This window comes from Paracoccus ravus, from assembly GCF_004522175.1.
GTDB lineage: Bacteria > Pseudomonadota > Alphaproteobacteria > Rhodobacterales > Rhodobacteraceae > Paracoccus > Paracoccus ravus.
This window is the reverse complement of sequence record NZ_SDEB01000013.1, coordinates 94269-114282: the sequence shown is the minus strand read 5'-3', so window position 1 is coordinate 114282 and position 20014 is coordinate 94269. Positions and strand designations below refer to the sequence as shown.

At 65.1% G+C, this 20014-nt stretch carries 21 protein-coding genes; 7 read left to right on the top strand and 14 right to left on the bottom strand.

The annotated features are described in order from the left end of the window. Both ESZ60_RS12355 and ESZ60_RS12350 read right to left on the bottom strand, forming a co-directional pair. Nucleotides 1–170, bottom strand: a 170-nt coding sequence (locus ESZ60_RS12355; RefSeq protein ID WP_245155684.1) for a helix-turn-helix domain-containing protein, incomplete at its 3' end; no start/stop codon positions are given. A gap of 114 nt (nucleotides 171–284) precedes the next feature. Then, on the bottom strand, nucleotides 285–1622 hold the full coding sequence (locus ESZ60_RS12350; protein WP_134681007.1) for an ActS/PrrB/RegB family redox-sensitive histidine kinase: 1338 nt from the start codon (nucleotides 1620–1622) through the stop codon (nucleotides 285–287). A gap of 148 nt (nucleotides 1623–1770) precedes the next feature. On the opposite strand from ESZ60_RS12350, the gene ESZ60_RS12345 reads away from it, so the two are divergent. Continuing rightward, nucleotides 1771–2319, top strand: coding sequence for an ActR/PrrA/RegA family redox response regulator transcription factor (locus tag ESZ60_RS12345; RefSeq protein WP_134681005.1), 549 nt, complete (start codon nucleotides 1771–1773; stop codon nucleotides 2317–2319). 91 nt (nucleotides 2320–2410) lie between these two features. Beyond that, nucleotides 2411–2719 carry an H-NS histone family protein gene (locus ESZ60_RS12340; protein WP_134681003.1) on the top strand — a complete coding sequence of 103 codons (309 nt, stop codon included), beginning with the start codon at nucleotides 2411–2413 and terminating at the stop codon, nucleotides 2717–2719. 35 nt (nucleotides 2720–2754) lie between these two features. On the opposite strand, the gene ESZ60_RS12335 is transcribed toward ESZ60_RS12340, so the two are convergent. The 3 genes from ESZ60_RS12335 to ESZ60_RS12325 form a co-directional block, all read right to left on the bottom strand. Beyond that, nucleotides 2755–3363, bottom strand: coding sequence for an HD domain-containing protein (locus ESZ60_RS12335; protein ID WP_134681001.1), 609 nt, complete (start codon nucleotides 3361–3363; stop codon nucleotides 2755–2757). Between the two features lie 86 nt (nucleotides 3364–3449). Next, entirely contained in the window at nucleotides 3450–3956 is a 507-nt protein-coding gene (gene secB / locus ESZ60_RS12330; RefSeq protein WP_134680999.1) for a protein-export chaperone SecB, read from the bottom strand. A gap of 49 nt (nucleotides 3957–4005) precedes the next feature. Next, nucleotides 4006–4560 (bottom strand): FxsA family protein, encoded by a 555-nt coding sequence (locus ESZ60_RS12325; protein ID WP_134680997.1) that lies wholly within the window; start codon nucleotides 4558–4560, stop codon nucleotides 4006–4008. A 113-nt stretch (nucleotides 4561–4673) separates the two neighbouring features. On the opposite strand from ESZ60_RS12325, the gene ESZ60_RS12320 reads away from it, so the two are divergent. Further along, nucleotides 4674–5330, top strand: coding sequence for a Tim44/TimA family putative adaptor protein (locus ESZ60_RS12320; protein ID WP_134680995.1), 657 nt, complete (start codon nucleotides 4674–4676; stop codon nucleotides 5328–5330). Continuing rightward, nucleotides 5331–5930 carry a Smr/MutS family protein gene (locus tag ESZ60_RS12315; RefSeq protein WP_134680993.1) on the top strand — a complete coding sequence of 200 codons (600 nt, stop codon included), beginning with the start codon at nucleotides 5331–5333 and terminating at the stop codon, nucleotides 5928–5930. 27 nt (nucleotides 5931–5957) lie between these two features. On the opposite strand, the gene ESZ60_RS12310 is transcribed toward ESZ60_RS12315, so the two are convergent. From ESZ60_RS12310 to hslV, 3 genes are all read right to left on the bottom strand, one after another. Beyond that, on the bottom strand, nucleotides 5958–6137 hold the full coding sequence (locus ESZ60_RS12310; protein WP_134680991.1) for a PLD nuclease N-terminal domain-containing protein: 180 nt from the start codon (nucleotides 6135–6137) through the stop codon (nucleotides 5958–5960). Nucleotides 6138–6194: 57 nt separating this feature from the next. Then, nucleotides 6195–7502 (bottom strand): ATP-dependent protease ATPase subunit HslU, encoded by a 1308-nt coding sequence (gene hslU / locus ESZ60_RS12305; RefSeq protein ID WP_134680989.1) that lies wholly within the window; start codon nucleotides 7500–7502, stop codon nucleotides 6195–6197. Between the two features lie 85 nt (nucleotides 7503–7587). Next, a complete protein-coding gene (gene hslV / locus ESZ60_RS12300; protein WP_134680987.1) occupies nucleotides 7588–8142 on the bottom strand; it encodes an ATP-dependent protease subunit HslV in 555 nt (184 codons plus the stop codon). An 83-nt stretch (nucleotides 8143–8225) separates the two neighbouring features. Here hslV and ESZ60_RS12295 point away from each other — a divergent pair, with 83 nt between their 5' ends. Then, entirely contained in the window at nucleotides 8226–9116 is an 891-nt protein-coding gene (locus ESZ60_RS12295) for a hypothetical protein (protein ID WP_134680985.1), read from the top strand. A gap of 31 nt (nucleotides 9117–9147) precedes the next feature. Here ESZ60_RS12295 and trxA read toward each other — a convergent pair whose 3' ends face one another. From trxA to dapB, 6 genes are read right to left on the bottom strand one after another with little or no spacing between them, the layout of a single operon-like run. Then, complete coding sequence (gene trxA / locus ESZ60_RS12290) at nucleotides 9148–9468, bottom strand: thioredoxin (RefSeq protein ID WP_134680983.1); 321 nt, start codon at nucleotides 9466–9468, stop codon at nucleotides 9148–9150. 51 nt (nucleotides 9469–9519) lie between these two features. Then, a complete protein-coding gene (addA, locus tag ESZ60_RS12285; RefSeq protein WP_134680981.1) occupies nucleotides 9520–12912 on the bottom strand; it encodes a double-strand break repair helicase AddA in 3393 nt (1130 codons plus the stop codon). Continuing rightward, entirely contained in the window at nucleotides 12905–15844 is a 2940-nt protein-coding gene (addB, locus tag ESZ60_RS12280; RefSeq protein WP_134680979.1) for a double-strand break repair protein AddB, read from the bottom strand. Before addB ends, addA begins: the two co-directional genes overlap by 8 nt. Then, nucleotides 15837–16508 carry a nucleotidyltransferase family protein gene (locus tag ESZ60_RS12275; protein ID WP_134680977.1) on the bottom strand — a complete coding sequence of 224 codons (672 nt, stop codon included), beginning with the start codon at nucleotides 16506–16508 and terminating at the stop codon, nucleotides 15837–15839. The genes addB and ESZ60_RS12275 overlap by 8 nt, the downstream gene beginning before the upstream one ends. Further along, nucleotides 16505–17923, bottom strand: a complete 1419-nt coding sequence (gene tsaE, locus ESZ60_RS12270; RefSeq protein WP_134680976.1) for a tRNA (adenosine(37)-N6)-threonylcarbamoyltransferase complex ATPase subunit type 1 TsaE — start codon at nucleotides 17921–17923, stop codon at nucleotides 16505–16507. Before tsaE ends, ESZ60_RS12275 begins: the two co-directional genes overlap by 4 nt. Nucleotides 17924–17970: 47 nt before the next feature. Then, nucleotides 17971–18777: a 4-hydroxy-tetrahydrodipicolinate reductase gene (gene dapB, locus ESZ60_RS12265; protein WP_134680974.1), complete on the bottom strand. Its 807-nt coding sequence runs from the start codon at nucleotides 18775–18777 to the stop codon at nucleotides 17971–17973. A 69-nt stretch (nucleotides 18778–18846) separates the two neighbouring features. On the opposite strand from dapB, the gene rbfA reads away from it, so the two are divergent. Both rbfA and ESZ60_RS12255 read left to right on the top strand, forming a co-directional pair. Then, entirely contained in the window at nucleotides 18847–19269 is a 423-nt protein-coding gene (rbfA, locus tag ESZ60_RS12260; protein ID WP_134680972.1) for a 30S ribosome-binding factor RbfA, read from the top strand. After that, nucleotides 19259–20014, top strand: coding sequence for a phosphodiester glycosidase family protein (locus ESZ60_RS12255; protein ID WP_134680971.1), 756 nt, complete (start codon nucleotides 19259–19261; stop codon nucleotides 20012–20014). Before rbfA ends, ESZ60_RS12255 begins: the two co-directional genes overlap by 11 nt.

Genomic DNA, 20014 nt, shown 5'->3' with positions numbered 1-20014 from the left:
CCACGCGCCTTGTGCGCCAGACCCGGCGCGCCCGCAGCACGGAACCGCGCCAGAAGGCGGTGCAACTGCCGTCGGCTCAGGTCGAGCAAGACAGCCGCGTCGGTGGCCCGCAGCCGGCCCGCTATCACGTCCTGCAGGACCGATGCCCGGTTGAGGTCACGTTCACTCATCATCACCCATCCCATGCCCGTTCTCCGACTCTGGCCCAGATGCTTCAGCCGGGAAACTGTGACATTCCTGAATTGCCAATGTGAGACATTTTAGCATTGCGGCTATACAGAGCCTCAGGCGATTTCGGGATTATGTCCAAGAGCCTGACGCGAATCGGCCTCGATCAAGTCGCGCGGCCAAGCGACGACGACCTGCGCGCCGCGCTGGCGATTGGCGAAATTCACCGTCGCGCCCGAGCGTTCCAGCAGGGCCTTGGCGATGAAGAGGCCCAACCCCATCCCCTCATAGCTGCGCCCGTCCTCGGAGCGGGGGCGCGTTGTCAGAAAGGGACTGCCAAGGCGCGGCAGGAGCGCAGTGGGAAAGCCCGGACCGTCATCGGCGATGCGCAGCCGGATCTCGCGGCGGTCCATTCGCGCCTCGAGCAGGACCTCGATTCGGGCGAAATCCACCGCGTTCTGGATAAGGTTGCGCAGCCCGTGGATCAGCGCGGCGTCGCGCATGATGGTGACGGGCTCGCTGGGGACCTCGATCCTGATGCGGATGCCGCGATCACGATGCGGCCCTGCGGCTTCTTCCAGAACCTGGCGCAGCGGCGCAGAGCGGATCAGCAGATCATCGCGCCCGGCACTGCCCATCGAGCGCAGGATATCGGCGCAACGATCGGCCGATTGACGCAGCAACTGCACATCCTCTGCCAGGTCGCTGCGATCCGGAAGGGCATCCGAGATCTCTTCTGCAAGCTCGGAGGCGACCAGCTTTATCGTGGCCAGAGGCGTGCCCATCTCATGCGCGGCAGCCGCTACGACCCCGCCCAGATGCTGCAATTTCTGCTCGCGCTCAAGCGCCATCCTGGCCGCAAACAGCGCGTCGGAAGTCGCCGAGATCTCGGCGGTGACGGTGCGCGCATAAAGCGCGAAGAACAGCGCACCGATGATGATGGCGAGCCAGTCTCCGATCAGCAGCGGGTCCTGCAACGCGGCGATGCGCTCTGACGCAAAGGCCAGCGGCAGGGCAAAGACCGCGGCCAGCGACACCATGAAGAATGTCGCAATGCCAAGCGCGACCAGATGCCGACCGGGAAGGGCCGTCGCCGCCACAGTGACGGGTGCCAGCACCAAAAGCGCAAAGGGGTTGCTCAGCCCGCCGGTCAGGGACAAAAGCGCCGCGATCTGGGCCAGATCAAAGCCCAGCTGCCACGCCGCCTCGGTCGCGGAAATGCGCCGCTCGGGCCGGAGCATGAGCAAGAGGTTCAAGATCACGGCAAGGGCGATGACCAGAAGCACCGGCCCCAGCAAGATCCGGGCGCCAATGAGCAAGGCCACCCCCACCGCCGCGGTCTGACCGCAAATGGCGACCCAGCGTAGGATGATCAATGTGCGCAGCCGGATCGGTTCTGGCCCGGGTTGGCCGGGCAAAAAATCCAGGCGGCGCGACACCAGTCCGATCAACATGTCCCTCTCCTGGCGCGGGAAAGCATGGGCCCATTCGCCACCGCGCCCGAACCATCAATCTGTCGGGAACCGGCCGGATTCAAGCTCGTTTGACCATAGGGAAGATTTTGCTTAGAACCGCATCGGTAAATTTCAGGGGTAACTGAACATGGCCGAAAGCCAGAATATCGGACCCGATGCCAGCCTGCTTCTGGTCGATGACGATGAAATCTTTCTGAACAGATTGGCGCGGGCGATGGAGAAGCGAGGCTTTTCCGTTTCCCGTGCCGCGAGCGTTTCAGAGGCGCGCAATATCGTGGCGGAGAATCCTCCGGCCTATGCCGTGGTGGATTTGCGGCTCGAGGACGGGAACGGGTTGGATATCGTCGATGCCCTGCGCGAGGCCCGTGCCGATGCGCGCATTGTCGTGCTGACGGGATATGGCGCGATTGCGACGGCCGTGGCCGCCGTCAAAATGGGCGCGACGGATTATCTGTCGAAACCCGCCGATGCCGATCAGGTAACGCGGGCCTTGCTTTCCCATGCGGAAACCCTGCCGCCACCGCCTGAAGAACCCATGTCGGCCGATCGCGTCCGCTGGGAGCATATTCAGCGCGTCTATGAGCAATGCGACCGCAATGTCAGTGAAACAGCCCGGCGCCTGCATATGCATCGCCGCACGTTGCAACGCATTCTCGCGAAACGCAGCCCGCGCTGATATTCAAACTGGCGTGTATTATATGAAACGCCTCTTTGCCTTTGCCGTTTAATTCGGTATTCGGGTGAAAATGAATGATCAGGGAATTGAAATGGAACTGGACCTGGAGAAGCTGTCGCTTCGTGAACTTCGCGAAATGAAGACCCGCGTCGAAAAAGCGATCGCATCCTTCGAAGACCGCCGCAAGCGCGAAGCACTCGTTGCTGCGGAAAACGCCGTGCGCGAGTATGGTTTCAGCCTTGCCGAGCTGGCGGAGGCTCAGGGCACGCGCGCAAAGGTGGCTCCGAAATACGTCAATCCCGAAGATCCCGAGGCCACCTGGACCGGCCGCGGACGCAAGCCGCGCTGGGTCGTGGACGCTCTGGATGCCGGGAAATCCCTGGCTGATCTCGAGATCTGAAGATTGCAGGTCCATGCCTTTCGGCATGGACCTCGTCATTTCATGCCGTCGATCTCTTCGATCAATTGCGTGAAACGAAATAGAAAGGCCGCGCGCGTTTCCATCGGCGGACGCAGCTTGATTTCCAGACCGGCAAGCAAAAGCTCATCCTGACCGGGAAACAGACGATCGGCCTCGGATCTGGAAAACCCCGCGATCCGGATCGCCTCCAACCATGCGGACACCCTGTCGGCGCGCTTGATCTCTGCCTTGATCTCTTTCGGCAATTGCGCGGGCAGGCCAAAGCGAAGGTGAATGGCGGCCGTCAGCCTCGCATCCATCTCGCCATATTCCTGTCCCAATGCCGCCTTGACCGGCGAAATCATGTCTCCGATCACATATTCGGGTGCATCATGCAGCAATGCCGCAAGATGCCAGCGCGGATCGCAACCGGGATTTTTGCGGCGGTGGATTTCCTCTACCAAAAGTGAATGTTCGGCCACGGAATAAGCCCAATCGCCGCGCGTCTGGCCGTTCCAGCGCGCCACGAAAGCCAGGCCATGCGCAATATCCGAGATCTCGATATCCACGGGCGTCGGATCCAGCAGATCCAGCCTGCGTCCGGAAAGCATCCTTTGCCAGGCGCGTTTCGCGCTTTTCGCCATGTGTTTCCCATCATTTTCCAGCGGGTATGAAAAAGACCCGCGCGCCAAGTCAATGACACGCGGGTCGGCTTCCTAGCTCATCACCCTCAGGAGAGGGGCTGGTCGGCGGGCCGCTCGGATTGCGCGCGGCGCGCGATTTCCTGACGATAGAGCGCCACGAAATCGACCGGATCCATATTGAAGGGCGGGAAGCCGCCGTCACGGGTCATGTCCGAGATGATGCGCCGCACGAAGGGGAACAGCATCCGCGGGCATTCGATCATCAGGAACGGGTGCAACTGATCCTCGGGAATGCCCTCGACGTGAAAGATTCCGCCGTAATCCAGCTCGCAGAGGAAAATCGGCGATTTGTCCTTGGAATTGGCGGATTGAACGCGGAACTTGCTGATCACCTCATATTGATGATCCGCGGGACGCTTGCGGGCATCCAGACTGACCTGCACGCTGATCTCGGGCTGCACCTCGCCCGAGGGCAGGCCTTTTTGCGCAACGGCATTCTCGAAGGACAGATCGCGGATATACTGGGTCAGGATCTGCATCCGGACCGCGGGCTGGGCGTCACTGGGCGCGGCGCTTGTGGTTTCTTCGGTCATTGAGGTCTCCCTGTGTTCCGCAAGCTTCTAGCACCCCGGCCATGCGCGCTCAATGCCGGGTCCAACCCGATTTGCCGCGGTCATTGCCAGGCTGCGAGGAACTGTCAGTCAGGCCTTCGCGCACCGGGGTGGGCGGATCGTCCTGTACCGAATATTCGCCGTCGATCACCCCGTCCCGGGCACCCCTGCGATAGCCAGCCGGAAAATCGCCCATGACATCTGCCTCGCCCGGTCGGGCGCGATAGCCCATGCCACGGACCCGGACCCGGCGGCCCATCCAGCCCATGACCAGTTGCCGGATGGCCGGGACCAGCAGCAAGATGCCGAGCGTGCTGGTGAAAAGCCCCGGCAGGATCATCAGCCCTCCACCCAGCATGATCAGCGCGCCATGCGCCATCGGAGCGGTGGGATCGCGGAACTCGGCCACCGCACGCTGCATGTCGATCATCGCCATCGCGCCCTGTCGACGCATCACGGCAAGCCCGGCCGCGGCAGAGGCCAGGACCAGCAGAATTGTCGGCAGCACACCGATGGCACCCCCGACCTGGATGAACAACGCGATCTCGACAATCGGCAGGATGACGAACGGCAATAGCAGCCACATGCGGGGGCGCCCCTTTCACTTCAGACTTCTGCGGGCGGCAAACTGGACTTGACCCACCCTGCACCCTACATAGGTATCCGACGCCCCGTAAGAAAGCTCCTCAAGGTCCGTTGATGTCGAACCCCATGCTGCAACTTCTTGTTCTTGCCGCGATCGCGATTTTCCTGATCCTCCGCCTCCGGGGGGTCCTCGGCACGCGCGACGGGTTCGAAGCCCCCCAGCTGCCCGAAGAACGGCCCGCGCCGCGCCGCTTTGATGTCATCGACGGCGCGTCCGACGCGTCGGATGGCGATATTCACGACCATGCCGAGCCGGGCAGCCCCAACGCCAAGGCTCTGTTGGCGATGAAGCAGGTCGAACCCGATTTCGAGGTCGGACCTTTCCTGTCCGGCGCGAAATCCGCCTATGAGATGATCCTCATGGCCTTTGAACGCGGGGATCTTTCGGAGGTACGCGATTTCCTTGCTCCCCCGGTGGCCGAGGCCTTCGAGAGCGTGATCGCCGATCGGCAGGCGCGCAACCTGACCACCGAAGCCCAGTTCCTCGGCACGCGCGAAACGGCTCTGGCCAGTGCCGAATTCAACGCCGCGACCCGGCAGGCCGAGGTATCGGTGCGTTTCGTCGGCGAGATGATCATCGCCACCCGCGACGCTGCGGGCCAGGTCGTGGACGGCGACCCCAAGGCCGCCCGCAAGCAGCGCGACACTTGGACCTTTGCCCGTCAGATGGGGTCGAACGACCCGAACTGGCAGCTCGTCGCCACCGCGTAAATGGCGCGGCGCAGGGGCCTGACGGCCGAAGAAGAGGCGCTCTGGTCCCGCATTGCCCAGACGGCGGTGCCGATGCACAAGGCCGCGAAGACCAAATTCGCACCTGCGCCACACCCCGCCGATCTCCCTGCGCCTACCCCTGAGGCAGCCGCGCCCCTGTCCCTGCCGGAGTTTCGCATCGGGTCAACCCCGCGGCGAAAATCCCCGACGCGGATCGATCTTTCGGCACATCCCGGTCAGGCGCTGCGCGAGCAGCCGGTCCGGATGGATCACAAGACCCATCGCCGAATGAGCCAGGGCAAGCTCGTGCCCGAGTCGCGGATCGATTTGCATGGCATGACATTGGGCGTGGCCCAGCCGCAGCTCTTGCGCTTCATCCTCAACGCCCATGCCGCGGGCAGGCGGCTTGTCTTAGTGATCACCGGCAAGGGCCGCGAGGGAGGCCCCGACGCGCCTCTGCCGGTCCGTCCGGGGGCGCTCCGCCACAACGTCCCGCTCTGGCTGAGCATGGCCCCGCTGAACCAGCTTGTGTTACAGGTCAGACCCGCCCACCGCCGGCATGGCGGCGACGGCGCCTATTACGTTTACTTGCGAAGGTAATGAAAAAGGGCGGCCAAGGGCCGCCATTCAAACACTGGTGCTTGGCTTCGGGCCGGCAAAATACCAGATGATCAGCCCCAGCACCGGCAGCAAGGCCACCAGCGCAACCCAAAGGATCTTGCTGGATGTGGTCGCCCCGCTATTGATGATCAAGGCAATCGCCCAGACATCGAGCGCAAAGATGATCAGGCCAATCAGATAATCCATGAAATCGCCTCCGAGATTGCTGCAATCCTTCAACGGCAGCAATCCCGCAGGGTTCCATTACAAGACGTAGCGCGACAGATCGGTCGAGCGCGACAGATCGCCCAGATGCTTCTCGACAAAGGCGTCGTCGACGGTGACCTTCTCGCCGGAACGGTCCGGGGCGCTGAAGGAAAGCTCCTCGAAAACTCGCTCGATCACGGTGTAAAGCCGGCGTGCGCCGATATTCTCGACCGAACCGTTCACTTCGGCCGCGATCCGCGCCAGCGCTCGGATACCGTCTTCGGTGAATTCGACCACCACGCCCTCTGTCGCCATCAGCGCGGTATATTGGCGCGTCAGGGCATTGTCCGTCTCGGTGAGGATCCGGATGAAATCCTCCTCGGTCAAAGCGCGCAATTCCACACGGATCGGCAAGCGGCCCTGAAGCTCCGGCAAGAGATCCGAAGGCTTCGCGATATGGAACGCGCCCGAGGCGATGAAGAGGATATGATCGGTCTTGACCGGACCGTATTTCGTGGAAACCGTCGTGCCCTCGATCAAGGGCAGCAGGTCGCGCTGCACGCCCTCGCGGCTCACATCGCCGCCACGGGCTTCCTGCCGGGCCGCGACCTTGTCGATCTCGTCGATGAAGACGATGCCGCTTTCCTGCACGGCTTCCAGAGCCGCCGTCTTGACCGCCTCGTCGTCCAGAAGCTTGTCTGCCTCTTCCGAAATCAGCAGGTCATAGCTTTCCGAGACCGTCACCTTGCGGCGCACCCGACGCCCGCCAAAGGCCTTCATCAGCCCCGACAGATCCATCATCCCGCCCAGCTGCTGCCCGGGCTGGCCGGGCACCTCCATCATGCCGAAGGGGCTGGAATTGTCCTGCAGCTCCAGCTCGATGATCGTGTCGTCCAACTCGCCGCGCTTCAGCTTGTCGCGGAACATGGCTTGCGTCTGCTCACGCGCGCCCTCGCCTGCAAGGGCCGCGACGACGCGATCCTCGGCCGATTTATGCGCCTTGGCCTTGACCTCTTCGCGCATCCGCTCGCGGGTCTCGATGATCGCGGCATCGGCCAGATCGCGGATGATCTGCTCGACATCGCGCCCGACATAACCCACCTCGGTGAACTTGGTCGCCTCGACCTTCAGGAAGGGCGCGCGCGCCAGCTTGGCCAGGCGGCGGCTGATCTCGGTCTTGCCCACGCCGGTCGGCCCGATCATCAGGATGTTCTTCGGATATACCTCGTCGCGCAAATCGTCGCCCAGCTGGCGGCGACGCCAGCGATTGCGCAGGGCAACGGCGACGGCGCGCTTGGCATCCTTCTGACCGATGATGAAGCGATCAAGCTCGGACACGATCTCGCGCGGCGTCAAATCACTCATGTTTCACCTTTTCTTCCTACGGGCAGCGTTTCTTTCTTGCCCAAATATCCCGGGGGAGTCCGAAGGACGGGGGCAGAGCCCCCCTTCAGCCCAAAATCTCGACGGTCAGATTGCCGTTCGTATAGACGCAGATATCGGCGGCGATCTGCATCGCGGCCCGGGCCACGCCCTCGGCATCCAGATCGCTTGCCATCAGGCCGCGCGCTGCGGCCAGGGCATAATTCCCGCCCGAGCCGATTGCGGCGACGTCATGCTCGGGCTCGAGCACATCGCCCGCCCCGGTCACGACAAAGATGTCCTTGCCGTCCGTGACGATCAGCATGGCCTCGAGATTGCGCAGGTATTTGTCCATACGCCAGTCCTTGGCCAGTTCAACGCAGGCGCGCGCGAGCTGCCCCGGGGCCGATTCGAGCTTCTTTTCCAGCCGTTCCAGCAGGGTAAAGGCATCTGCGGTCGAGCCGGCAAAGCCCACGACCACGTCATGGCCGCCGGGGGTCAGGCGGCGCACCTTGCGGGCCGTGCCCTTCATCACCGTCGGGCCGACGCTAACCTGACCGTCCCCGGCGACGACGACCTTGCCGCCGCGCCGCACCGCAAGGATCGTGGTGCCGTGCCAGCCGGGAAATTTCTCATCGGACATCGGTATTCTCCGCTTTGGTCTGCGGGTCAGATATGAGGGAAGGGGGGCTTTCGCAACCCGGCGAGGAAAGCTAGCTTGCGCAAATGAACAATTCGCCCGTCCTGCGCGTCTATCTGGAAGGCCCGATGCTGACGACGGCGCGGGACGGATCGTTCAATTTTCTCAACATCCTGAAATCAGCGGTGGAAGGCGCGGGATGGCGCGTCGAATGGTGCGCTTTGGGTGACGCCCGATCCGCCGAGCCGGGCTACGCGCTATATCACGCCGCCGCCCCGCTGGACCCCGATACCCTGTCCTTTCGTAAGGCCTATCACTATCCGTTCTGGCAGATCGAGCCGGTCCAGCAGCGCTGGCGCTTCGATGTGGCGCAAAGCAATTTCGATCCGGACCGGATCGACCCTGATCTGGCCCGCGATTTCACGAGGCAATTGCGCGAACGCGTCCTGCCGGGCCCGCCGCCCCGAAAAGACCAGACGATCCTCGTTCCGCTGCAAGGCCAGATCCGGCGCTGCCGCAGCTTCCAGACCATGAGCCCCATCGACATGGTCGAGGCCGTGGCGCGGCTGGGGAGGCCCCTGACCGTCACGCTGCATCCCAGCCGGGATTATGATTTAGGAGACATGGACGCGCTGCAAAGCCTGCTGCGGCGCTATCCGCACATGAAATTCGCGCCGCATAGCGCCCCGGTGCTGCGCGACTGCGCCTTTGTCGCGACGCAGAACAGCGCGGTCGCCTTCGACGGCTATCTTCTGGGAAAGCCGGCGGTGCTGTTCGCCCAGATCGATTTTCACCATATCGGGCTGAATGTCGCCGAACTGGGCGACCGTGAGGCGCTGGAGATGGCGGCGGCCCATGCGCCCGATTACGACCGCTATCTCTACTGGTTTCTCCAGGAAAAGGCGATCAACGCATCGCTGCCGGATGCCGGAGACCGCATCCTTGCCGCAATGCGAAGGGGCGGCTGGCCGATCTGACCCACCACCCCCGCAATTTCTTCACGCGAAATCAGATCGCGTCGTCGATCCAGGCCTTCAGCGCGGCCTTGGGCGCGGCGCCGATCTTGTTCGAGACGACCGCGCCGTCCTTGAACAGGAACAGCGCCGGAATGCCGCGCACGCCAAGGGCAGCGGGGCTTTCCGGATTTTCGTCGACATTGACCTTCACGATCTTGACCTTGCCGTCATACTCGGCGGCAAGCTCTTCCAGCGCCGGGCCGATCTGGCGGCAGGGGCCGCACCATTCGGCCCAGAAATCGACCACGACCGGGGTCGCGGACTGGCGGACTTCGGCGTCGAATTCGGCGTCGGAAACGGCTTGGGTGGCCATTGAAATCTCCTCGATGCGCCGGCAGCGCCGGCTGAAGCGGTCCTGCAAGAGCTAGGGATGGGATGGGGCAGGGTCAAGACCCACAAGCGCCGCGTCCAGAAGCGCATCGGGCAAGGGCATCAGGCTGCGGGTCGCGGTCCACAGGATTGCGGCCTCGACAGGCAGGCTGGGCCAAAGCTGGCCCAACGCCGCGCGATAAGCCGCCATCTGGCGCAGAATGCCCAGAGGCGTGGCCTCGGGCCGGGCGGGCACGTCGCGATTGGACTTGTAATCCACCGCAAGCACCCGCCCTTCGGTCACCACGAGACGGTCGATCTTGCCCCAGAGCATTCCGATCCCCGGCAAGGGGGCCGAAAGCGCAAGTTCCTGAAACACCTCGGCCCCTTCCGGCAGTTCAAAAACCTCCGAAAGCGCAGGCGCAGTCAGAACCTCATGTGCCTCGTCGAGCAGCCCTTGCAAGGCCGCGGGTTCGGGAAGCCCCCCCTCGGCATCGGCCAGAACGTCACGGGCGATCTCGGGCCATTCGGCGGGATCACGACCCGGCAGATGCTCCAGAAGCAGGTGAAGCCTCGTGCCGAAAAGCATTGCGGCGGCGGCATCGCCCTCGCCGGGTGCGGCCATGACCTTCGCCCCTCCAAGTCCGGTCGCGGCGATTGGTCGGCGTTTCTGGGGCATCGGCGGAGGAGCCGCGCGCAGCCAATCCGGGGCGGCGAGCGGCGGCTTCTCGTGATAGACCATTGGCGGCGCATCCGTGGGCCAATCGCCGAAGCTCAGACGGTCGATCTCGCCGCCACCCGGCATCGGCACGACCGAGCGCGTCAGTCCCGAGCGCCCGAAACCCGCCTCGACCAAGCTGTGCCAGCTATCCTCATCCGCCCCGGTTTCGCCCGCCGCGGCCATGATCAGCCAGCTTTCTGCACGGGTCAGCCCGACATAAAGCAGGCGTTTTCGTTCCTGAAGCTGCCGCTCGGTCTGCTCAGCCGCGATCTCTTCGACATGATCGGGCCGCTCGCCCTTTTTGCCGCGCCAGAGCGTCGGGCCACCGGGGAGGGTCAGAACCTGCCCCTCGCGCGGGGGGCGGCGCTTGGCGCTGTCGGGCATGATGACGATGGGCGCCTCCAGACCTTTCGAGCCATGCACGGTCATCACCCGGATCAGCCCCTCGCCATCCTCGCCCGACGAGCCGGGCTGGCGTTTGACCTCGACATCGTCACCGCTCAGCCAGACAAGAAAGCCGGTCAGCGAGGGTGTCTCGCTGGATTCGTAGCTCAGCGCCTGCGAAAGCAGTTCGTCGATGCCGTCCTCGGCCTCGGGGCCGAGGCGGGCCACCATGCGTTCGCGCGCGCCGTGACGGATCAGGAGGCGCGAGATCAGATCATAGGGCCGCATGAAGCCGGTCTGGCCCATCAGGTCGGCCAGCAGTTCCACCGCGTGGCGATGCCCGGACGCGCGCAGCCGCCGCCACAGATACTCGTTTTTCATCCGCCCGGCAGACAGGCGGAAAAGCTCTTCCTCGGTCAGTTGGAAGATCGGCGAGCGCAGAGCAGCGGCAAGGGAAAGGTCGTCCTCGGGCGTAGCCAGCACAGACAGTACGGCGCGAATGTCGCGCACGGCCATTTCACCTGCGAGTTTCAGCCGGTCGGCCCCCGCGACCGGCAGGTTCGCGGATTTCAGCGCGGCGATGATCTCGGCGAACAAATCCGAGCGGCGCTGGACGAGGATCAGCACATCGCCCGCCCGCACCCGCCGGACCTTGCCCGATTTGGCGTCAAACATCGGCGTGCCAAGCATCTGCCCGATGGCACGGGCAATAGCGCGGGCCAACTCCGTGGTTTCCGAGTTCTCGGCGGGCTGGTCCACGGGCTTCGTCCAGTCGCCCGGCTCGGGCTTCTCGGGCTTGGGGATCGCGGGCCAGAGATCCACCCGGCCCGGCATATCGGTGCGGAAGGCGCGGTGCTGCGGCGGATCGCCGAGGCCGCGCGCCGCATCGCCCGCGAAAACTTCATCGACCAGAGACAGGATCGCGGTCGAGGAACGGAAAGAATGCCGCAGTTCCAGCACCTGCATGGGGTTCTCGACGGCGGCGAAGGCCTCGGCGAACCCGGCGCGGCGAGCCTCGAAAACGGCAATATCGGCGCCTTGGAAGGAATAGATCGACTGTTTGGGGTCGCCTACGACAAACAGGCTGCGCGAGCCCGCGTCCCGAACGCCCTGACCCGAGGTGAATTCATTGGTCAGCCGCTCGATCACCTGCCATTGCGCCGGGCTGGTGTCCTGCGCCTCATCGACAAGGATATGGTCGATGCCGCCATCGAGGCGGAACAGCACCCATTGCGCCATGCTGTTTTCGGAAAGCAGATGCGCGGTGCGGTCGATCAGATCGTCAAAATCGAGATATCCCTGCGCCGATTTCTGCGCCCGGTAGCGGCTGAGGAATGCGTGTCCGAAACGGTGCAATGCAAGGCTTCGCTCGGCCATCGCAAGGGCAAGACGCTGGGGGCGGGCTTGCTGCACGCATTCCATCAGGTGATGCAGGTCGTCGATGAGTTCGGCGCAGGGGCCTTGGCGCAGTGCCTTGGTGGGGAAGGCGTCGATTTTGGCAGTGAAGGGTTCCTTCGCGCTTGAGCCGGTCAGCAGGAGGGATTCCAAAAGCAGAAGCTCGGCCATGCCGGGTTGCGCCCAATCGCCCTGAGCAAGTTTGACCGAAGCCTTCTGGTCGTTCGCGCCGCCCTTGAGGAGCAGAGGGATCAGATCGGCGATCACCTTGGTGCCGTCGACAAAAGTGTGGTTGAGCAAGGTGGCGAGGTCGTCGCCCTGCTCCAGCCCACAGGCCTCCCACAGAAGGTCCCGGTCAGCGGGGGCATCGAACCCCCGCAGACCGGCCAGGAATGCTTCGAGGTTATCGCCCGATGTCAGCGTCAGGAGGTCGGCAAGCTCGGGGACCTCCTCGCGGACCATATCCTCAATGATCTCGGAGCGGATCAGTGCGGCGCTGCGGTCGTCAAGCTCGGTGAAGCCATGAGGGACGCCCGCCTCGATCGGAAAGCGGCGCAGCACGCCGCCGCAAAAGCTGTGGATGGTCTGGACCTTGAGGCCGCCCGGTGCCTCGATGGCACGGGCGAACAGCCGCCGCGCGGCGGCGAGGTCGGGTGCGCGATCCTCGCCCAACCGGGCCAGTTCGTCGCGCAGCTTTTCTTCGGGCAGCATCGCCCATTTGCCCAGACGCGCGAGCAGGCGGTTCTGCATCTCGGTCGCGGCGGCCTTGGTATAGGTCAGGCACAGGATCTTTTCCGGCGCGGTCCCGGCCAGCAGCAATCGCGCCACCCGGTCGGTCAGCACCCGGGTCTTACCTGAACCGGCATTGGCGGTGAGCCAAGTCGAGCGGAACGGGTCCGCAGCGCGGACCTGCGCCAGTGTCGCCTCATCGAATTGCATCTTAGTCATGACCGAAAACCTCGGGTTCGGCGATTTCGGTCGTGTCCCATTCGCCATGCCGCGAGAGGTGGTCGTAATCGCTGGCCTGATCCGTACGTTCCATCGCGAGGCGCGCAGTAAAGCCGCGCTCGCCGCGCAGGTAAAGCCCGATCAACTCGACGAAACCGGCCCATGTCTCCTGCGCGAAACCCGGGGGGAAGGTGCGCGATTCGGTTTTTCCTTCACCGCCAAGACGGATGTAGCTGATCCCCTCGACCTCGGCGCGGCCAAGGCGGTCGAAGGCACCTTGCTCGACCATCGCGGCCTCGAGCGGAAGCTGCTTGTCGAAAAGCGCGATCTGCTTGTCGGTCGGAGGCGCGCCGGATTTGTAATCATAGACATGCACCCGCCCGTCATTCAGCAGGTCCAAGCGGTCGGGCTTGGCGATCAGGCTGAAATCCATCCCAGGTACGGCAAGCTGGGCGAAGCTTTCGACCACGCCGGGGCGGCCCAGGGTCAGGCGGTTTACCTCATCGGCGACCAGACGGTCGGCGACCCCCGCGATGCGCGCGCGCCAGAAGAGGCGGGCCGAGGGCCAAGGCACATTCTCGTTCAGCACCGCGTCGGTATGGGCGAGCAGGCGGACCTTCATTTCCTCGGGTGTTTCGGGCAGGTCCGGCAGGGTGGCAAGGAAGCGATCCATGATCGCGTGAAGCACTGTTCCCCGCTCGGCGGCATCTGCCTCGGGGCGCAGGGGGTCGAGGGCGCGAAGGCCCAGCACCTTGCGCGCATAGATCGTGTAGGGGTCGCGGATCAGGCTGCGCACCTCGGTCACCGACATCTGCTTCAGCGCGGGCGCGGGCGGGATCGGCGAAGGGCGGCGGGCCGGGGCCAGCTTCATGCGCGGCTGGGCCTGAAGCTCGGCCAATTCAAGCCAATGCTGGCCGCGATGCCGCATCTGACGCAGCGCCTCGGGGCCGTCCTGAGCGGGAAGGCCGCCAAGCAGGTTCACGAGGCGGTTCAGCCAGCGCGAAGGGATCGTCTCGGCCTCGGCATCGCGATGTGCGCGGGTCAGGATGACCTGCGCGGCGCCGACGGCCTGCTGGAAGTCATGCGCGGCAAGCCCGACGCGGCGCTCGGGCAGGGTCAGGCCCGCCGACAGACGCATAGGACGCGACAGCCACGGGTCGGGGGGCAGGGTCTGCGGCCAGCCGCCTTCGTTCAGGCCCGACAGGATCACCAGCCCGGCGGCTTCGCCCACGGCCTCGGTCCGGGCCTCGCGCGGGCCACGGAAGCGCACCAGCGGATGCGAGGCCACGTCCTGCCGGACGGCCTGGCCCTGCAACTCATCGTAAAGCAGGTCGCGGAATTCGGCGGGGCGCAGGTCATGGCCAAGATCGGCATGGGCCGCGAGATGGTCCAAGACGCCGCGTGCAAGACCGCCCGACGCCTTGCCCCAGAGTTCCGACGCATCCGCACTGCCCTCGGGGCCAGCGGCCAGATCTTCGGCCAGACGGCGCAGATCGACCAGCCGCTGGGCCATCGGACGGGGCGCGCGGTCCAGCGCCAAGGGCACGATCCGGTCGAGCATCGATGCGAGCCACAAGGCCCAAGGCTTGCGGCGCTCATCACCGCGTTCGGCCCAGTCGCGCAGTGCCGCGCCATCGGGGAAGGCCGGGCCGCGTGCGCGCAGTTGCAGTTCCAGATCGCGGGTCTGGCGCAGATGCTCGCGCCGGTAATCCGCGCCAAGCCCTGTCGCCATGACCGGGTGCTTGAGCAGGGTCAGCAACCCGTCAATCATCAGCTCGGCCCCGAAGAGGTCGGCGACATGGCGCAGGAACAGGCCGGGCGCGGTCAAGGGCAGCGGCTGGCCTGCGGAATCGTCGGGGATGATCGCCCAGCGGTCCAGCGCCGATTGCACACGGCGGGTCAGCATCCGGTCGGCGGCGATCAGGGTAACGGGCTGACCACGCTCGACGGCTTCGCGGATGACTAGGGCCACGGCCGCAGCCTCGGCCCCCGGCTGCTCGGCCTCGATCAGGGTCAGATGTTGCGTCGCAGGAAGCAAGGGACCAAGTTCCGGGCCTTCTTCGATCCATTGGTCCGTTACCGGCGCGGGGCGTAAGGCCAGTGAGATCAGGCGGTTGCGCGCAGGGTCAGGGGCAGCGCCCGTGATCCAATCACGCGGCAGGCCGAATTCGTGGACAAAGGGCGCGTAGCGGGCCTGAGGGTGATCCTCGGCGCGCGCATCCAGACCGTCCCAGACCGATTGCGGCATATCGGGATCGAAACCCGGCAGCACCACCGCGCCCTCGGGCAGGCGGGCGACGGCGCGCATGAAATCGCGCGTCGCGCCATGCGAACCGGTCGAACCTGCAATGACAACAGGGCCTTGGGGTAGGTTTTCGCCCCGTGCCCATTCGGCGGCCAGTTTCTCGGCGGCGATGCGCTGGCGGGATTCGCGATCCTGCGGCGGATCGGACAGGTAATAACCGGCAGCAATCTTGAGGAAAGCCAGCGCGCGGCCCCAATGCTGGGCGTGGTCGCCCGCGTCGATGCGGTCCAACGCCTCGGGGCCAAGCCCCTCAAGCTGCATCTCGGCCATTAGCCCGGCCAGCGAGGCCGCGAGTTCCGGCACCGATTGCCCCTGCGCCAGATCGGGCTGGGCGCGCAGGGCCGCGTCGATCAATCGGCCCAGTTCAAGGCGGCGCGCCAAGGGCGCCGTGGCCGAGCCGCCGCCGATATCCGCGATCAGGCGCAGTTGCGGCAGGATGATCGGGCCGCGCCAGATCAGCGCATCGCGCAGCGCCATCAGCGACTGGCCGGAATTCGCGAAAGCCGTCACCCGCGCCATGTCCTGCGGTGGGCGGGCGCGCATCCGCGCGATCAGCCCGTCGGCGAAAGCACCCGGAAAATCCGCGCCGCAGGGCAGGGCGAAGACGCCACTTTCCCACTCAGCCATCCAGCAGGGCCTCGGCCAGCGGGATGCAGTCGGGGCGGCCGACATCGCACCATTCGCCGTCATGGATCAGGCCATGGGCGCGGCCATCGGCGATCAGCAGGTCCCAGAGCCGGTTCAGCGAAAACACGTGGTCGGGGATCTCGGCCAGCCGGTCGGGGCGGATGATCTGCGCGCCGCCATAGACCAGATCGCCTTTGCGAATCAGGTGCCCCGAGGGATCGAGGCTGAAATCGCCCCCGCCCGCGCGGCCATGAGTCTGTGCCAGCGGGACCAGCATCAGCAGCGCATCCATGCTGTCGTCCCATGCGTCCAGAAGCGCCGAAATTGGGTTCACGCCGGTCCAGACGACATCAGGATTCATCGTGATCACAGGCCCGCCCCCCAGCAGCGGCAGGGCCTTGCGCAGCCCGCCCCCGGTTTCCAGCAGCAGGTCGGATTCGTCCGAAACCGCGATGCCGCGTCCGGCGACATGGTCGCGGATCTGCGCGCCCAAGTGGTGGGTGTTCACCACGACATGTCCCGTGCCCGCGCCTGCGCCCAAGGACAGCGCACGGTCCAGCAGTGTCTGACCGCCCACTTCGATCAGCGGTTTCGGGGTCACGTCGGTCAAAGGCGCCATACGGGTGCCCTTGCCAGCGGCGAAGATCATCAAAGGCAGGCTCATCCGCGCGCGATCCTTTCGATCACTTCGGGGGTAGGTTCGGGGATGCCCTTCAGTGCCTCGGCCAAGGGGGCGAGGGCAGGATGGGCGATGTCGCGGCGGATCGCGGCCCAGACGCGAGGCATGAAGGCCAGATAGCGCGGCTTGTCGTCACGCTGCGCAAGGCGGGTGAAAATCCCCATGATCCTCAGATTCCGCTGTGCCCCCAGAAGCGCGTAGGCGGCCTGGAAGCGGTCGGCATCGACGCCGGTGGCGGCAATGTAGCGGGCGATCTGGGTTTCCTCGATCATCGGGTCCACGTCGCGGCGCGCGTCCTGCAACCCCGAGACAAGATCATAGGCCGGATGCACCGCCACCGCGTCCTGAAAATCCAGAATGCCCAAAGGGGCATCGTCGCGCCAGATCAGGTTCTCGGCATGGAAATCGCGCAGGCCCAGTACCGGGGCCATGTCCGAGGCGAGTTCGCCGTGAAGCTGCTCGATCACCTGCGCGACCTGCGCGCCTTGACCCGGAGCGCCGACCGCTGGGGGGTAATAATCTGCGAAAAGCCCGACCTGACGCGCCAGTTCTGCCCCGTCGAGGCGCAGGACATGGTCAGGCGGCGTGTGGCGGTGCAGATCGACCAGAAGGTCGGTCATGCTGTCATAGATGCGCGGGGCAAGGGCGGGTTCAGCCTCAAGCACACGGGCCACGAGGTCGTCGCCGAGGTCTTCGAGCAGCAAAAGCCCCTCGGTCTGGTCGGCGGCGAGGATCTCGGGCGCGTGGAAGTCGCGGGCACGCAGCCATTGCGTCATGCCGACATAATCGCCGGTCGTGCCGGGGGCGGCGTCCATCAGGACCGCGCTGCGGTCGCCACAGGTCAGCCGGAAATAGCGCCGCGAGGAGGCGTCACCCGCAAGTGGGATGACCCGTGCCTCGGCCCAGCCCGCACGGTGCAAAAGCCTCGCAATAGCCGGAAGGCGCGCAAGCGCGCCCCAGCGCGGCTCGGACCCGGCAAGCGAGATGCGGCGCAGGTCGGGGAAGTCGGGGATCGGCTCAAGACCAAGCGTCAACGGATCGGGCAGAGGGCCGCCGTGATCGGGCCATTCGATCAGGACGATATCCTCACGCATGGCCTCGTCGAGACCCAGTTCGAGCAGCTCGTCGGGATGGGTCAGGCGGTATAGATCGGCATGCCAGATCTCGGTCCCCATCGGGTCCTCATAGGTCTGGACGATGGTGAAGGTCGGGCTGGGCACGTCCTCGGCCAGATCGCCCTGACGCGCACGGATGAAGGCGCGGGCGAAATGGGTCTTGCCCGCCCCGACCGCGCCTTCCAGCGCGACCACGTCGCCGGGTTTCAACACGGCCGCCATGACCCGCGCAAGGCAGGCGGTCAGGTCGGCATCGGCATGGTCAAGCGTCGCGATCAGGGTCATGGCACGAAACTAAGGGTGGCTCGGCGGGGCGTCAAAGCCCCTTTCCGTCAAAGCCCCAGCACATCCGCCATGTCATATTCGCCCGGACCCTTGTCCTGCCCCCAGAGCGCCGCCCGCAGCGCACCACGGGCAAAGATCGCGCGATCAGTCGCAAGGTGGCGCAGGACGACGCGCTCGCCGGCGGCGGCGAAAATCACGTCATGCTCGCCCACGACATCGCCGCCGCGAATGGCGGCAAAGCCGATCGTGCCTTTTTCGCGCGCGCCGGTGATGCCCTCGCGGGCCGGGGTGCGCAGTTCGTCCAGCGTATGGCCACGGCCCTCGGCGGCGGCTTCGCCCAGCATCAGCGCGGTCCCGGAGGGGGCATCAACCTTGCGGTTGTGATGGGCCTCGACAACCTCGACATCCCAGTCCTCGCCCAAGGCGGCGGCCACCTTGCGGGTCAGGCCGACCAGCAGGTTGACGCCAAGGCTCATGTTCCCAGCGCGGATGATCGGGGCATGGCGGGCGGCGGCCTTGATCTTGTCCAGATGGTGCTGCTCGAAGCCGGTGGTTCCGATGACATGGACGGCACGGGCCTGCGCGGTGAGTTCCGCGAAGGCCACGGTGGCGTCGGGGGCGGTGAAATCGATCACAGCTTGGGCCTTGGCAATGGCCTCGACCGGGTCGTCGGTGACGATGACGCCAAGGGCGGGTCCACCCATCGCCTCGCCCAGATCTCGGCCCACCCATGGGCTGCCTTCGCGCTCGATTGCGCCGACCAGACGGGCCTGATCCGATTCCAACACGGTGCGAACCAGCATCTGTCCCATGCGGCCCGACACACCCGTAATGACGATTCCCGGTTTTTCCATGTCCATATCCCCGTTTTGGCATGGTCTATCCCGTTGCGAGGCGCGCCGCGACCCCTTACATCTGCGCATATGGCACAGAACCGCTTTCAATCAGGGTCCGGCCCGTCGCAGCGCCAGCTGCGCGTGGGCGAGCTGATCCGCCGCACCCTTTCCGATGTCCTGCTGCGCGCGGACGTCCATGACCCCGACCTGAACCGCCACTCGATCACGGTGGGCGAGGTCCGCACGTCTCCCGACCTCAAGGTCGCGACGGCCTTTGTCCTGCCTTTGGGCGGGCATGATGCCGAAGAGGCGCTCGTCGCGCTTCGCCGCAATCAGGCCGAGCTGCGCCATCTGGTCGCCAAGGCCATGTCGCTGAAATACGCGCCGCAGCTGCGCTTCGTGCTGGACGAAACCTTCGACCGCATGGACGACACCCGCCGCCTGCTCAACGAGGATCGCGTTCGCCGCGATGTCGAGCATGACGACGACGAAGGGTCCGATGAGGATTGATCTGAAGCGTCGCCTTGGCCTTGCCCTTGGTGCGCTGGTCGCAATGACCCTGCCCGCGATGGCCGGGATCTGCGAAAAGCGCGACTTCGACGGTCAGGGCTATGTCATCTGCACGCTCGACGCCCGGCAAGAGCCGGGGCTGAAGCTGTGGCTGAACGATGCCGATGGCCGCGTGCTGGGCGATTTCTACTCGGTCCGCAAAACGCTTGGCGCAGATGAAGTTCTGGGTTTCGCCATGAATGCGGGCATGTATCACGAGGATTACTCGCCGGTCGGTCTGTATATCAGCGATGGCAACAAGGAACATGACCTTGTCACCGCAGGCGGCGGCGGGAATTTCGGGATGCTGCCGAATGGCGTTTTCTGCACGGGCGGTAAGCGGCCCTATCAGGTCGTTGAAAGCCGCGCCTTCAAGGCGGCGGCGCCGCAATGCCGCATCGCCACGCAATCGGGGCCGATGCTGGTCATCGACGGCAAATTGCACCCGCGTTTTCTGGTCGATAGCGACAGCCGCTACATTCGGAATGGGGTCGGCGTCTCGCCCGATGGGCAGACGGCATGGTTCGCGATCTCGGACCGGGCGGTGACCTTCCACGAATTTGGCCGGCTGTTCAAAGACGGCCTTGGCGCGCGGGATGCGCTTTACTTCGACGGCTCGATCTCGCGGCTTTATTCGCCCGAGATGCGGCGCTCGGATTTCGGGCGGCGGCTCGGGCCGATCATCGGATATACGGGAAAGAACTGA

Excerpts from the sequence above, each read along its gene's own strand:
- ESZ60_RS12350 (WP_134681007.1), bottom strand. The coding sequence starts at position 1,622 with ATGTTGATCGGACTGGTGTCGCGCCGCCTGGATTTTTTGCCCGGCCAA.
- ESZ60_RS12345 (WP_134681005.1), top strand. The coding sequence starts at position 1,771 with ATGGCCGAAAGCCAGAATATCGGACCCGATGCCAGCCTGCTTCTGGTC.
- ESZ60_RS12340 (WP_134681003.1), top strand. The coding sequence starts at position 2,411 with ATGGAACTGGACCTGGAGAAGCTGTCGCTTCGTGAACTTCGCGAAATG.
- ESZ60_RS12335 (WP_134681001.1), bottom strand. The coding sequence starts at position 3,363 with ATGGCGAAAAGCGCGAAACGCGCCTGGCAAAGGATGCTTTCCGGACGC.
- secB (WP_134680999.1), bottom strand. The coding sequence starts at position 3,956 with ATGACCGAAGAAACCACAAGCGCCGCGCCCAGTGACGCCCAGCCCGCG.
- ESZ60_RS12325 (WP_134680997.1), bottom strand. The coding sequence starts at position 4,560 with ATGTGGCTGCTATTGCCGTTCGTCATCCTGCCGATTGTCGAGATCGCG.
- ESZ60_RS12320 (WP_134680995.1), top strand. The coding sequence starts at position 4,674 with ATGTCGAACCCCATGCTGCAACTTCTTGTTCTTGCCGCGATCGCGATT.
- ESZ60_RS12315 (WP_134680993.1), top strand. The coding sequence starts at position 5,331 with ATGGCGCGGCGCAGGGGCCTGACGGCCGAAGAAGAGGCGCTCTGGTCC.
- ESZ60_RS12310 (WP_134680991.1), bottom strand. The coding sequence starts at position 6,137 with ATGGATTATCTGATTGGCCTGATCATCTTTGCGCTCGATGTCTGGGCG.
- hslU (WP_134680989.1), bottom strand. The coding sequence starts at position 7,502 with ATGAGTGATTTGACGCCGCGCGAGATCGTGTCCGAGCTTGATCGCTTC.
- hslV (WP_134680987.1), bottom strand. The coding sequence starts at position 8,142 with ATGTCCGATGAGAAATTTCCCGGCTGGCACGGCACCACGATCCTTGCG.
- ESZ60_RS12295 (WP_134680985.1), top strand. The coding sequence starts at position 8,226 with ATGAACAATTCGCCCGTCCTGCGCGTCTATCTGGAAGGCCCGATGCTG.
- trxA (WP_134680983.1), bottom strand. The coding sequence starts at position 9,468 with ATGGCCACCCAAGCCGTTTCCGACGCCGAATTCGACGCCGAAGTCCGC.
- addA (WP_134680981.1), bottom strand. The coding sequence starts at position 12,912 with ATGACTAAGATGCAATTCGATGAGGCGACACTGGCGCAGGTCCGCGCT.
- addB (WP_134680979.1), bottom strand. The coding sequence starts at position 15,844 with ATGGCTGAGTGGGAAAGTGGCGTCTTCGCCCTGCCCTGCGGCGCGGAT.
- ESZ60_RS12275 (WP_134680977.1), bottom strand. The coding sequence starts at position 16,508 with ATGAGCCTGCCTTTGATGATCTTCGCCGCTGGCAAGGGCACCCGTATG.
- tsaE (WP_134680976.1), bottom strand. The coding sequence starts at position 17,923 with ATGACCCTGATCGCGACGCTTGACCATGCCGATGCCGACCTGACCGCC.
- dapB (WP_134680974.1), bottom strand. The coding sequence starts at position 18,777 with ATGGAAAAACCGGGAATCGTCATTACGGGTGTGTCGGGCCGCATGGGA.
- rbfA (WP_134680972.1), top strand. The coding sequence starts at position 18,847 with ATGGCACAGAACCGCTTTCAATCAGGGTCCGGCCCGTCGCAGCGCCAG.
- ESZ60_RS12255 (WP_134680971.1), top strand. The coding sequence starts at position 19,259 with ATGAGGATTGATCTGAAGCGTCGCCTTGGCCTTGCCCTTGGTGCGCTG.